Source organism: Aliiroseovarius crassostreae, from assembly GCF_025137635.1.
Taxonomy (GTDB): domain Bacteria; phylum Pseudomonadota; class Alphaproteobacteria; order Rhodobacterales; family Rhodobacteraceae; genus Aliiroseovarius; species Aliiroseovarius crassostreae.
On the sequence record NZ_CP080772.1, the window covers coordinates 1,196,386 to 1,209,348 of the forward strand.

The 12,963-nt window shown below is 59.1% G+C and carries 11 protein-coding genes; 6 read left to right on the forward strand and 5 right to left on the reverse strand.

Annotation, left to right across the window (positions count from 1 at the left end):
- Positions 1 to 313 precede the first annotated feature (313 nt).
- The 4 genes from K3J57_RS05760 (at position 314) to K3J57_RS05775 (ending at position 4,738) form a co-directional block, all read left to right on the forward strand.
- Positions 314 to 1,942 (forward strand): L,D-transpeptidase family protein, encoded by a 1,629-nt coding sequence (locus K3J57_RS05760; protein WP_259797465.1) that lies wholly within the window; start codon positions 314 to 316, stop codon positions 1,940 to 1,942.
- A gap of 128 nt (positions 1,943 to 2,070) precedes the next feature.
- The gene (locus tag K3J57_RS05765) at positions 2,071 to 3,180 is read left to right on the forward strand and encodes a UDP-3-O-(3-hydroxymyristoyl)glucosamine N-acyltransferase (protein WP_259797467.1); all 1,110 of its coding nucleotides are present in this window, start codon (positions 2,071 to 2,073) and stop codon (positions 3,178 to 3,180) included.
- A 77-nt stretch (positions 3,181 to 3,257) separates the two neighbouring features.
- Positions 3,258 to 3,521: an acyl carrier protein gene (locus tag K3J57_RS05770; protein WP_259794396.1), complete on the forward strand. Its 264-nt coding sequence runs from the start codon at positions 3,258 to 3,260 to the stop codon at positions 3,519 to 3,521.
- Positions 3,522 to 3,526: 5 nt separating this feature from the next.
- The gene (locus K3J57_RS05775; RefSeq protein WP_259797468.1) at positions 3,527 to 4,738 is read left to right on the forward strand and encodes a beta-ketoacyl-[acyl-carrier-protein] synthase family protein; all 1,212 of its coding nucleotides are present in this window, start codon (positions 3,527 to 3,529) and stop codon (positions 4,736 to 4,738) included.
- Positions 4,739 to 4,923: 185 nt separating this feature from the next.
- Here K3J57_RS05775 and K3J57_RS05780 read toward each other — a convergent pair whose 3' ends face one another.
- Positions 4,924 to 5,559: an invasion associated locus B family protein gene (locus K3J57_RS05780; RefSeq protein ID WP_259778998.1), complete on the reverse strand. Its 636-nt coding sequence runs from the start codon at positions 5,557 to 5,559 to the stop codon at positions 4,924 to 4,926.
- Between the two features lie 529 nt (positions 5,560 to 6,088).
- Here K3J57_RS05780 and K3J57_RS05785 point away from each other — a divergent pair.
- The gene (locus tag K3J57_RS05785; RefSeq protein WP_259794399.1) at positions 6,089 to 7,639 is read left to right on the forward strand and encodes a helicase HerA-like domain-containing protein; all 1,551 of its coding nucleotides are present in this window, start codon (positions 6,089 to 6,091) and stop codon (positions 7,637 to 7,639) included.
- A 147-nt stretch (positions 7,640 to 7,786) separates the two neighbouring features.
- Here the strand turns inward: K3J57_RS05785 and K3J57_RS05790 are convergent, their stop codons facing one another.
- The gene (locus K3J57_RS05790) at positions 7,787 to 7,942 is read right to left on the reverse strand and encodes a hypothetical protein (protein WP_259797469.1); all 156 of its coding nucleotides are present in this window, start codon (positions 7,940 to 7,942) and stop codon (positions 7,787 to 7,789) included.
- A gap of 170 nt (positions 7,943 to 8,112) precedes the next feature.
- The gene (locus K3J57_RS05795) at positions 8,113 to 9,390 is read right to left on the reverse strand and encodes an HlyC/CorC family transporter (RefSeq protein WP_259794400.1); all 1,278 of its coding nucleotides are present in this window, start codon (positions 9,388 to 9,390) and stop codon (positions 8,113 to 8,115) included.
- Positions 9,391 to 9,478: 88 nt separating this feature from the next.
- Here K3J57_RS05795 and K3J57_RS05800 point away from each other — a divergent pair, with 88 nt between their 5' ends.
- A complete protein-coding gene (locus K3J57_RS05800; RefSeq protein ID WP_259797470.1) occupies positions 9,479 to 10,846 on the forward strand; it encodes an MmgE/PrpD family protein in 1,368 nt (455 codons plus the stop codon).
- Between the two features lie 146 nt (positions 10,847 to 10,992).
- Here the strand turns inward: K3J57_RS05800 and K3J57_RS05805 are convergent, their stop codons facing one another.
- Both K3J57_RS05805 and K3J57_RS05810 read right to left on the reverse strand, forming a co-directional pair.
- Positions 10,993 to 12,174, reverse strand: a complete 1,182-nt coding sequence (locus K3J57_RS05805; protein WP_259797471.1) for an ammonium transporter — start codon at positions 12,172 to 12,174, stop codon at positions 10,993 to 10,995.
- A gap of 413 nt (positions 12,175 to 12,587) precedes the next feature.
- Positions 12,588 to 12,893: a hypothetical protein gene (locus K3J57_RS05810; protein ID WP_259797472.1), complete on the reverse strand. Its 306-nt coding sequence runs from the start codon at positions 12,891 to 12,893 to the stop codon at positions 12,588 to 12,590.
- Positions 12,894 to 12,963 lie beyond the last annotated feature (70 nt).

The following is a 12,963-nucleotide window of genomic DNA, read 5'->3' on the forward strand; positions in this document are numbered from 1 at the left end:
CGCCCTTCTGGAGGGGCGCGTGATCGTCGTCCTATTGCTACCTTTTCCCCTCAGGTGCGTCTGTTTTATGGCATAAGTCGAATCGCAAACCAAGGGAAGTTTTAACACCGGGGGCGTTTTCAAGACTGGTCGGCAAAATTTTGCTGAAAATGGAAAATAACTGGTTAACCGTGACCAAAACGCGCCAGTTCTTCGAAATTCCCTTGCGATTGTTAAATTGCTTCTCAGATTTCGGTTTTGTGAGTGGACAGTCCCAGAGGGATTTAAGACAATTCGCTGGTCTTTCGGATTATTTGGTATCAACGGGATTGATATGACAACTCTATCACTGCGAAATTCTCGTGCTTTTTCTGCGCATCTGCTTCTGGTTTGGGCGCTTAGCCTTTCAGTGGCGGTCTTTGCCACGGTGTCCGGGGCTCGGGCCCAGTCCAGTCCATCTGCCTTTGCACAGGCCGTGGCCGAGGCGGCCGCGCGCGATAGTTCTGTGGCGGCTTTCTACAAGGCCAATGGCTACAAGGCGATCTGGACCGGAACCGGTGGCAAGGACCGGTCGCGTCGCAAGGCGCTTTTGCAGGCCTTGTCCCAGGCAGGGGATCATGGATTGCCGGCATATGAGACCGATCTGCTCAGAACCAACCTTGGGCAGGTCAAAAGTGTGCGGGATCTGGGCAAGCTTGAGGTTCAGATGTCAAAGCTGTTTCTGCGCTATGCGCGGGATGTGCAGACCGGCATTGTAAAACCTTCCAGCATCGACAGCGGAATTGTGCGCGATGTGCCAGTGCGGGATCGGGCACAGCTTCTGGCCGCGTTTGCCAAATCGAGCCCGGCGGGGTTCTTGAAGGCCCTGCCTCCGAAAGCACCGGAATATGCCCGGTTGATGAAGGAAAAGATCCGGCTCGAGAAGCTGCTCGCGCGCGGAGGCTGGGGGCCGAAAGTGCCTGCCAAGTCCCTCAAACCGGGCCAGTCCGGAAAGGCCGTGGTGGCGCTGCGCGACCGGCTGCAGGCGATGGGCTATCTGAAACGCTCTTCTACCCAGACCTATGATGTGGCGATCCAGAAAGCGGTTCAGCTGTTCCAGCGCGATCATGGGCTGCTCACTGATGGCGTGGTGGGCGCGGGCACCATGAATGAGATCAACGTGCCTGTGCAAAAACGCCTGGTGTCGGTTATCGTGGCGATGGAGCGGGAACGCTGGATGAATATCGAGCGCGGCAAACGCCATATCTGGGTGAACCTGACCGATTTCACCGCGAAGATCGTGGATGGCGGCAAAACCGTTTTCCGCACCCGATCCGTCATCGGCAAGAATGTGAAAGACCAGCGCAGCCCGGAGTTTTCCGATGTGATGGAGTTTATGGTGGTCAATCCGACCTGGAACGTGCCGCGTTCCATTGCCACCAAGGAATACCTTCCGATGTTGAAGAAGAACCCCAATGCGGTCAGCCATCTGAAGCTGATCGACAGCCGGGGACGCACGGTCAATCGTGGGGCGGTGGATTTCACGCAGTTCACGGAAAAGAGCTTTCCCTTTGCGATCAAGCAAGCCCCGTCCAGGCGCAATGCTTTGGGGCTGGTCAAGTTCATGTTCCCGAACCGCCACAATATCTATCTGCATGACACCCCGTCGAAAAGCCTGTTTTCGCGGGAAACGCGTGCCTTCAGCCATGGCTGTATCCGTCTGAATGACCCGTTTGATTTCGCCTATGCGCTGCTGGCGAAACAGACAAAAGACCCGAAAGGCGTGTTCCACAAGGCGCTGAATTCCGGCAAGGAAACGCGTATTGATCTGCAAGAACCGCTGCCGGTGCATCTGGTCTATCGCACGGCGGTCATGCCGGCCAAGGGGCGGGCCAACTACCGCCGCGACGTTTATGGCCGGGATGCCAAGATTTGGCAGGCCCTGAGCAAAGCCGGGGTGGCGCTTCGGGCCGTAGACAGTTAAATCCTGTCATAAGAGATGCCAGGCCACCGGTTTGACAACGGGGCGCAAGGGGGACCTCGCGCCCCTTTTTACGTCCACCGGGTTCGTAATGCCGACCCCGGACCTGCCGGTCCCAAAGGAGAAAAGACATGACATTCACGCTCGCCGAAATCGCCAAGGCGCTTGGAACCGAGGTGCAGGGGCGCGGGGATATCGCGCTTGACGGGGTGCGCGAACCTGCTGATGCGGGGCCGGAACATCTGGCGCTGGCAATGGATCCGAAATATGCGGATGGGTTTGCGCAAGGGGCCGCGCGGGCGGCGCTGTTGTGGGAGGGTGCGGACTGGCAGGGGCTGGGACTGGACGGGGCCATCTGTCTGAACCGGGGCAAGGCTGCGATGCCGCTTCTGACCCGTGCGCTTGACCCCGGTATGGGCGTGGCGGCTGGGATCCATCCAACCGCAGTGGTGGATGACACCGCCCAGATCGGCGAGGGGGCATGCATCGGTCCTTTTGTCGTGATCGGAGCCGGGGTGGTGATTGGAAAAAACGCCACCATCGGGGCCCATGTCTCGATCGGATATGACACGAAAATCGGCGATGCGGCGGTTCTGCATCCCGGTGCGCGGATTGCGCATCAATGCCGGATCGGTGACCGGTTTGTGCTGAACGCCAACGCGGTGATCGGCAGTGACGGGTTCTCATTTGTGACGCTGGACCGCGAAAGTGCCGTGGAAAAAATGCGCGGAGATATGGCCGAAGGGGAACAGGCCGGGGCGGTTCAGGGCAGCGCCCATTGGGCACGTGTGCATTCCCTTGGCGGGGTTGAGATCGGGGACGATGTCGAGGTCGGCGCCACATCAACCATTGATCGCGGCACCATTCGGGCCACAAAGATCGGAAATGGCACCAAAATCGACTGTCAGGTGCAGGTGGGCCATAATGCGGTTGTGGGCGAACATGTCATGATGTGCGGCAATGTGGGTGTCTCCGGCTCTGCCCGGATTGGCAACCGGGTTGTGCTGGGGGGCAAGGTCGGTGTCAGCGACAATATCTTCATTGGTGACGACGTGATTGCCGGGGGGGGCACCAATATCTACACCAATGTTCCTGCGGGGCGTGCGGTTCTGGGCAGCCCTGCGGTGAAGATCGAAACCGAAATGGCCATCCGGCGCGAATTGCGCCGCCTGCCACGCCTGGCCCAAACCCTGCGTGACCTTCAAAAAACTGTTTCAAAGCTCGTGGATAAGGACGGATAAAGGCCCCCGTTCCCCTTGAAGCGGTAGGGGGGCATACCCTAATTTATGGCTGGAACGGGCCAAGGACAGGAGCTGATATGTCTGACATAAGGGACCGGGTGATTGCGATCATCGCTGAACAGGCCGTGCTGGAGCCGGGGGATGTGCGCCCCGAGCAGACGCTTGAGGAGCTGGGCATTGACAGTCTCGGACTGGTCGAAAGTATCTTTGCCATCGAAGAAGCCTTTGATATTTCAGTGCCTTTCAATGCCAACGACCCTGAGGAAAGCGGGTTTGACATCTCTTCCGTGGCGGCGATCATCGCGGCTGTCGAAGGCTTGATTGCTGCGCAGGCAGCCTGAACCTCATGCGGCGTGTTGTGATCACCGGTCAGGGGACAATCAATGCCCTTGGCCGAAATGTTGCCGAGACGATGGAGGCGATGCGCGAAGGGCGCTGTGGCATTTCGGCTCTCGATTTTCGCGATGTGGACCGCCTGTCGATCCGGATCGGTGGGCAGATCAAGAATTATGACCCGGAAACCCATTTCAACCGCCAGAAGATCTCGCTTTATGACCGGTTTACCCAGTTCACGCTGTTGGCCGCACAAGAGGCGGTGACCCAGTCGGGTCTGGTGTTTTCCGGGGATCTTGCCACCCGCTCTGGCGTGGTGCTGGGCACGTCGGGCGGGGGGATGAACACGCTCGATGAAAATTACCGATCCGTCTATGAGGATGGCAAGAACCGGGTGCATCCCTTTGTGGTGCCCAAGCTGATGAACAACGCCGCCGCCAGCCATGTGTCGATGGAATGGAACCTGAAAGGGCCAAGTTTTACTGTCGCCACCGCCTGTGCCAGTTCAAACCATGCGATGGGGCAGGCGATGCAGATGATCCGGTCGGGGCTTGCAGATGTGATGGTGACAGGCGGGTCCGAGGCGATGCTGTGTTTTGGGGGCATCAAGGCCTGGGAAGGGCTTCGGGTGATGTCACGCGATGCTTGTCGCCCGTTTTCCGCCAACAGGAACGGCATGGTGCAGGGCGAAGGGGCAGCGGTGTTCGTGTTCGAAGACTATGAACACGCGCGTGCGCGCGGCGCCGAGATCATCGCCGAAGTGGCCGGTTTTGCAATGTCATCCGATGCGGCTGATATCGTGATGCCCTCCCGTCAGGGGGCTGCGCGGGCCATCCGGGGCGCGCTCAGTGATGCGCAGATGAACCCCGAGGATGTCTGCTATATCAACGCCCATGGCACCGGAACCGCAGCCAATGATAAGACCGAATGCGCGGCGGTGGCGGATGCCTTTGGCCATCATGCGGATGACCTGATGATCTCCTCGACAAAATCCATGCATGGGCACCTGATCGGGGGCACCGGCGCGGTAGAGCTTCTGGCCTGTATCATGGCGTTGAGGGACGGGGTGATCGCGCCCACAATCGGGTATCAGGAACCGGACCCGGAATGCGCGCTGGATGTGGTGCCGAACGAGGCGCGCGAAGCGCGGGTCGAAGCGGTGCTGTCCAATGCTTTTGCGTTTGGTGGGCTGAATGCGGTGCTGGCTTTGCGGCGCGCGCCCTGAGCGTCAGTTTGGTCCGCCCAGTTTAATTGCCCACTGTTAATTGCCCAGTGCGCGACCCAGTCAATTTTGCAACGACGACCAAAATCGTTTCGACGTTCACCTGAGACAGGGAAAACTCGCGACGCTTTAACAGAAAACGCCGCCTGAAAGGGCGGCGTTTTTAGGTGTGTTGAAAGTCGGTGGCGTTACTGCGCGACAGGCTGCGCCAGCGCGTCGTAGGCGGCGGTAAAGCCGGTCAGCGACATGTCCAGATTGACCTTCTGATTGGCTGCTGCTGCGGGGACGATGGTCACCGTGGCCTTGGCGCCTTTTTTGAACGCAGCGATTTCGGCTGCGGTAAAGCCGATATTGGCAACACAGCCCGGCTGAGAGCAGAAGCGGAACGGGTAGCGGCGGGTCTGCGCGCCATCCACCGAGATGGTCAATTGCTGGGTCAGCAAAGTTTCCAGCGGCACCACAACAGTTGCCCCGGCGGCGGCCTGGCCCCCTTCGGGCAATTTGCCCAGAGAGACTTCTGCAACCGAATTGCCACCTTCATCTTTCAGCAGCTGATAGATCTGGCAGGGATCGTCCCCGTCGGGATTGTTCAGGCATTTCACCTCCCACTCACCATGGGTGGAGGCGATATACGGCGCGCCGGGTTGCAGCTCGGCATTGGACACTTCGGTGCCCATATCCGGCCCATCCTGCACAGTGTCGGTGCTGTCCTGTGTCACCTCTGCGGCTTCCGGTGCGGTGGCATCGGTGCTTTCTTGCGCCATCGCTGCCGTGCCAAAGGCGAGAATCGCGGCAATTGACAGGGGTTTCAACAGGGGTTTCATCAAATCAACCGTCATCATATTCCGTCTTTTCCAACGTCTTTTGTTTCAGTTGCGCATGGCTTAGCACGAGGCGTCAGGGCTGTCAGGTGGAAAAGAAAACCGGGTTTGGCCGAGGGGGGATTTTCGCTGATCCCCTCGCTGTGGCTCTGAATTGAATGGAAAGGGTAAGTAACGGTTTCCAAAAGAAGAAAAGGACCCGGCAAATGCGGATCCCTTTCTAATTCTCTCCCTGCCGGACTGACCGGCTTATGGGGGGAACGCTATGTCACTTGGTCGCAGTGGTCAAGACTTGAATTTGATCTGGATCATAAAAAATGCCGCATCCGGGGCGATCGGATAAAAAAGCCGCGCCCGAAAGGCGCGGCAGTCTGACAGGGAGGAAGTCTTCCCGGGGCGAGTGCCCATCGGGAATGATTTCACCCTTTCACAGAAGGGTTAATTTTGTATTGTCAGGGAGAACGGAATTGGAACACCCGACCGTGCGGGCGCAACACCCGCCAGCGGCGCGTGAATTAGACAGGCAGATCAGATGAGTGAAACGATTTTCATTGGTGGCGGTGGTGAAGGCTACGGCACGGCGCAAACGCTTTTGCTGAAATATGCCAACCGGCATGGGCTGGTGGCGGGGGCCACGGGCACCGGCAAGACGGTCACGCTTCAGATCATGGCCGAAAGCTTTGCGGCCCAGGGCGTGCCGGTGTTCCTGTCGGATGTCAAAGGCGATCTGTCCGGACTTGCCGTTGCGGGATCGGAAAGTTTCAAACTGCATGAGGCCTTCACCTCTCGGGCTGAAAAGATCGGGTTCACCGATTATGCCTATCAGGCCTTCCCGGTGACCTTCTGGGACCTTTATGGCGATCAGGGCCATCCGATCCGCACCACGGTGACGGAAATGGGGCCCTTGTTGCTGGCACAGCTTCTGGAATTGACCGAGGCGCAGGAAGGGGTGCTGAACATTGCCTTCCGCGTGGCCGATGAACAGGGGCTGCCTTTGCTTGATCTGAAGGATCTGCAGGCGCTTCTGGTTTGGGTTGGAGAGAATTCCAAAGATCTTTCCCTGCGGTATGGCAATGTCTCCACGGCCTCGGTGGGGGCCATTCAGCGCGCGCTTCTGGTGTTGGAAAATCAGGGCGGGCACAAGCTGTTTGGGGAACCCGCGCTGGAGCTGTCGGATATGATGCGCACCGACACGGATGGGCGCGGGCGCATTTCGATCCTGGCCGCGGACAAGCTGATGGCCTCTCCCAAGCTTTACGCAACCTTCCTGCTTTGGCTTTTGTCGGAACTGTTTGAGGAACTGCCCGAGGTCGGGGACCCCGACAAGCCCAAGCTGGTGTTTTTCTTCGACGAGGCGCATCTGCTGTTTGACGATGCCCCCAAGGCGCTGGTGGATAAGGTCGAACAGGTGGCCCGCCTGATCCGGTCCAAAGGGGTTGGTGTTTATTTCTGCACCCAGAACCCGGCGGATGTGCCGGAAGATATCCTTGGTCAGCTTGGCAACCGGGTGCAGCACGCGCTGCGTGCCTTTACTGCCAAGGACCGCAAGGAGCTGCGCCAGGCGGCGGAGACCTATCGCGACAATCCCCGCTTTTCCACCGAGGATGCCATTCGTGAAGTTGGCGTGGGCGAGGCGGTCACCTCGCTTCTGGAACGCAAAGGGGCACCGGGTATGGTGGAGCGCACCCTCATCCGCCCGCCCAGCTCGCAGCTTGGGCCAGTGGATGCAGCGACCCGTCAGGCGTTGATCAAAGCCTCGCCGATTGCTGGCAAGTATGAGGATCTGAAAGACCGCGAAAGTGCCTTTGAGGTGCTTCAAGCCCGTGCCGACAAGGCGGCGCAAGAGGCCGAAGAGGCAGAGCGCGCCGAGGAGGAGGCCGAGAGTGTGGCAGAACGGGAATACCGCGCCGGGCGGCGCTATTCCGGCACCCGTGTCGGTCGCTCCACCGCGCGCAAGACCAAACGTAAATCCGAAGACGGGTTTGGGTCAGCGATTGCGACCGCCGTGATCAAGGAGCTTAAGGGCACGACCGGGCGGCGCATCGTGCGCGGCATTCTGGGCTCGTTTTTCAAAGGGCGGTGAGCTGTCTATCTAAAAAGATGTAGTGCCAATTGGCGCAATCGCCCCTGAAACAGGAACGGGCCACATCCGAAAAAGTGGCCCGTTTTTTTATTGTTCAATCCAAGGCCCCGGGAAAAATCGTGCCCTTGGGCCTGCCACAAACCTTGATTATGGCTGCGGCGGAATACCCCAAAAAGCAGGGTTTATTGGACTGAAATCGGACTTTTGCACGATAATGTTGTCCGCAGCACGGTTGGCGCTCTTGTCCGAGCAGCCGGTAATAAACAGGACTAAACCAATCACAACGAGCGATACATTTCTCATGATACCCTCCTTGATTGAAAGGATCAGTATCCCCTTCGCCATGGTGATGGATCAAGCTGGCCAATCTGTTAGCGCGCCCCCGGTTGGACGGTGTTGGATGAGGGAGGAGGCTGCAAAGATGTGAAAAGCGTTTGAATTCCCCCCCCTGTCACAGCAGAGATTGAAACGCTTTAAAGGGGGCGGATTTTCAACTCGGCAATCCGGTTGCCATCGCGTCGGAGCACCTCAAACCGGAACCCATGAAAGCTGAATACCTGGCCCTCGCTGGGGATCATCTGGGCTTCGTGAATGACCAGACCCGCAATGGTGTTTGCCTCGTCATCAGGCAATTGCCAGTCGCGCGCGCGGTTCAGGTCGCGGATCGTCATTGCGCCATCAATCAGGTAATGCCCATCCGGGGTGCGGGTGATTTCTTCCTCATCCGCCGCGTCGAACTCATCGGTGATTTCGCCGACGATTTCTTCCAGAATATCCTCAAGCGTGATCAGCCCTTCGAGGGAGCCATACTCATCCACCACCAGCGCAAAATGGGTGTGGCGGTGCAGGAACTGGCGCATCTGGTCATCGAGCGTGGTGGTTTCGGGGATGAAATAGGGTTCCATCACCACCTGCATCACGTCGAAATCATCCAGTGATTTCCCCGAGGACTGAAAGGCATACATGGCGCGGCTCAGATCCTTGGCGTGAAGCACACCAATGATGTTTTCCTGCTCGCCGCGATAGACCGGCAACCGGGTATGGGGAGAGGCGAGGATCTGTTCCAGAACGTCAAGCGCCGGGGCGTCGGCGTCAATCATCTCGATCTTGGAACGATGCAGCATGATCTCTTCGACCGCGCGATCCCCCAGATCCAGCGCCCCTAACAGCCGGTCGCGATCCTCCTTTTCCACGGCCCCTTCCGAATGGCCCAGCGTGATGGCACCGGCGATCTCTTCGCGCACTGCCAGGATCTGGCTGTCCGGGTCGGTTTCGACCCCAAACAGGTTCAGAACGCCCCGCGTGATTGCGCGCACGGCGGCCACTATCGGTGAAAAGATCAAGATCACCACGGCAATTGGCCCCGATGCCGCCCCGGCGGCGGCTTCGGGCCGGGTGATGGCATAGGTTTTGGGCAATACCTCGGCAAAGATCAGCACCAGGAAGGTCATCACCAGCGTGGCCAGCGCCACGCCGCTATCGCCAAACAGGCGGGTGAAAAGGGCGGTTGCCAGCGAAGTGGCGAGGATGTTCACCAGGTTGTTGCCCAGCAGAACCGATCCGATCAGCCGCTCATTATCCTCGGTGATCTCCAACGCGCGCTGCGCCCCGCGTTCGCCACGATCCGCCCGCGAGCGCAGCTTGCCGCGTGACGCTGCGGTCAGCGCGGTTTCCGAACCTGAGAAAAAGCCTGACAGCACCAGAAGCGCCAGAATGGCGGCGGAGGTGATCCAGAAACTGGTGTCGAGCATGTTGCGGCCTTTGTGATCATTGCGGAGCGGGGCGAATTGCCTATAGGTCTTATGGGGACAAGAACGGTTGTTTTCAAGGGAGTGACCAATGGATCCTCAGACAGAAACGCATCCCGGTGCCCAGGAAATACCAACCGGCGAAGGGGCAGGTGATCCGGCGCCGCTTCTGGCCCGCTTCGCCCATGCCCCCCTGACCGGGGCCGGGGAGGCGCTTGAAATGATGCGCCTGTCCCTGCTGGACTGGGCGGCCGTCTCTATCGCTGGCGCGCGTGAGCCGGTCTCAGAGATCCTGCGCGACATGGGGCTTGAGGATGGAGGGCATACACAGGCCAGTGTTATCGGCTCCGCCACCCGTCTGCCGGCCCGTGCCGCCGCACTGATCAACGGAACCACCAGCCATGCGCTTGACTATGATGACACGCATTTTGCCCATATTGGCCATCCGTCCGTGGCCGTGATCCCCGCCGCACTCGCCCTGGCCGAGGCAGAAGGCAAGACCGGACAGGACATGCTGGAAGCGGCCCTGATCGGGGTGGAAGCGTCGATCCGTGTCGGGATGTGGCTGGGCCGATCACATTACCAGACCGGGTTTCATCAGACCGCCACGGCGGGGGCGTTTGGTGCGACGCTGGCGGGCGCGCGCCTTTTGGGGCTTACCGAGGCGCAGACCCTGCACGCGCTTGGCCTTAGCGCCACCCGTGCCGCCGGGTTGAAAAGCCAGTTTGGCACAATGGGCAAGCCCTACCACGCGGGTATGGCCGCTCAGACCGGGGTGGAGGCGGCCCGTGCTGCCCGCACCGGATTTCTGTCGACCCCGGACGGGTTGACTGCTGAGCAGGGCTTTGGTCCGACCCATGCAGGTGAGGGCAATATGGGGGCGTTTGAGGGGATGGGCACGCAGTGGCAGATCCTGTCGATCAGTCACAAGTTTCACGCCTGCTGCCATGGCACCCATGCGATGATCGAGGCGCTCTCGCCGCTGATGCTGCGGCCCGATCAGGTGGTGTCGATCGAATTGCGCACCCATCCTCGCTGGCTGAGCGTGTGCAATATTCCGACCCCGGCGACCGGGCTTGAGGTGAAGTTTTCCTATGCCCATGTGGCGGCGATGGTGATCAGCGGCTGTGACACGGCGGCGCTGGACAGTTTCTCGGATGCGCGGGCGCGGGACCCGGAATTGCAGGCGCTTGCGCGCAAGCTGCATGTGATCGGGGATGACGCGGTCAAGGAAACCGAGGCGCAGCTGGTGATTGACACTGTCACGGGGCGCCGCACGGCAGAGCATCATCTGGATACGCCTGTGCCTCTGGACACGCGCCGTCGCAAGCTGCGGGCCAAGGCGCGGGCGCTGATCGGTGGGGCAGGCGGCGGGCAGGGGGACCGGCTCTGGTCCGCCATTCAGGCTGAGGTCGGCCCCGACCTCGTGGCATTGGCGCGGCTGTTACGACTGGCCTGATTTAGAACAACAGCGGGACTGGGCGCAGGAATGACAAAGGCGGAGACCCGAAGGTCCCCGCCTGTCCCTGCGGTGTCGGAAGTGTAAAACTCGCGCAGGGCAGGCCCCTCTTGGTCAGGAGTGAGGGGCCGGTCTCGTGGGCCGTGTTACGATGTGAAATCGTAGGCCCGTTCACCATGGGCTGAGAGGTCAAGCCCGTTGGTTTCGGTTTCCAGATCCACGCGGATCGGGGTGATCAGGGCCACCAGTTTGACCAGTGCGAGGGTGACCACGAAGGTAAAGACCCCGACGATGACCAGCGCGCCGATCTGCGCAATCCACGCCCCATGTCCAAAAGCGGCAATCATGATCGTGCCGAAGATCCCGCCGACACCGTGCACGGCAAACACATCCAGCGTGTCGTCGATCTTCATCTTGTTGCGCACGAAATTCACCGCTTCCTGGCAGAGCACACCTGCGACCGCCCCAATGATCAGCGCCTCAACCGGGCCGACAAAACCAGAGGCCGGGGTGATCGAGGCCAGCCCCGCAATGGTGCCGGTCACAATGCCCACAAGGGAAGCCTTGCCGTATTTGATCCGCTCCCAGATCGCCCAGGTAAGCGACGCGGTGGCGGCCGAAATATGGGTGACGGTGATCGCCATCGCAGCGCCGCCATCGGCTGCCAGCTGAGAGCCGCCATTGAAGCCGAACCAGCCGACCCACAACATGCCCGCGCCCATGAACACCAGTCCCGGCGCGTGCGGTGGGGTGGTGCGATGTTTGCGCGGCCCCAGCACATAAGCGATGATCAGCGCGGCAATGCCTGCGGTTTCATGCACGGTGATGCCCCCGGCAAAATCCTTGGTGCCGACCGCTCCGAAAATGCCGCCATCCGACATCATTCCACCGCCCCAGATCCAGTGCACCACGGGCGCATAGACAAGGAGCATCCACAGGCCCGAAAAGGTCAGCACAAAGCCAAAGCCCACCCGTTCAACATAGGCGCCGACAATCAGCGCGGGGGTGATCACGGCAAAGGTCATCTGGAAGGCAAAGAACAGGATTTCCGGCAGGGTGCCGGACAGGCTGTCGGCGGTCACACCGTTCAGAAACGCTTTGCCCAGCCCGCCCCAAACGCCGTGATCGGAGCCGCCAAAGGCAATCGAATAGCCCAGCACGAACCACAGCACGCTCATCAGACAGGCAATGGCGTAGACATGCATGAAGACCGACAACACGTTGCGCGCCCGCACCAGCCCACCATAGAACAGGGCAAGCCCCGGCAGGGACATGAACAGCACAAGGGCTGTGGCGGTTAAGATCCAGGCGGTGTCAGCGGCATTCATTGGTGTCCCCTTCACATGCAATTTCGCAATTGCCTATGGAAATGGCGCAAAACCCGCGCGCTGAGGACAAAGAGCGTGGAATTTAGCCGCGAAAATCAGAGGTTTTTACACCTTGCTCAAAAATAAGGCGCCTTGCCTGCCCGTTTGGCGCAGGAACGGGCAGTTGTGGAAAGGGGCATTGCCGGATATGCCGCTTTGCCTTGCCGGGTGATTGATGATTGCCGTGAAGGGGAGGGGGGGACTGAGGCTTTGGTGATGATCTGCGGAATGACCCCGAAGTTGGACCGGGCGGTGTTGTGACACTTTACCAAATGTGGCCGCCCCGTTGTTTCCTAACTATGCAGCCAGACCATTTAGGCAGAGGAGGTGCACAGAAACCTTGATACCAACTTGATAGGAAGCGTCAAAACTCATCATTCTTCCTCATCAAGTGATTGATAATTAACATTTTTCCACCACGTCTTGAAAATATCCTGTCCGAAAATCACGATAAAAAGGGATGCGATTCCGAGTATCCCCACAATCGAATTCCTGTTTGATGAGAGCAGAAAAAGAGCAAAGAACAGGCTAAATGCTGCAACTTTTTCTTTCCATTTCGTTGTCAAGGCTCGTCGTATAGAGTTGCACTTTTTCAATATCGTCACCTGTAAGTGCCGCAATAGAAGTGAAAATGTTGCAGCGCCAGCTATGTCTACTGGTGCTGGATGCTCATTTTCCATTAATCATTCTTTCTTGAAAGTTTGCTAAATATCAGTGACAGCAAAGCTTGAGTTAGACTGTAAAGACAAA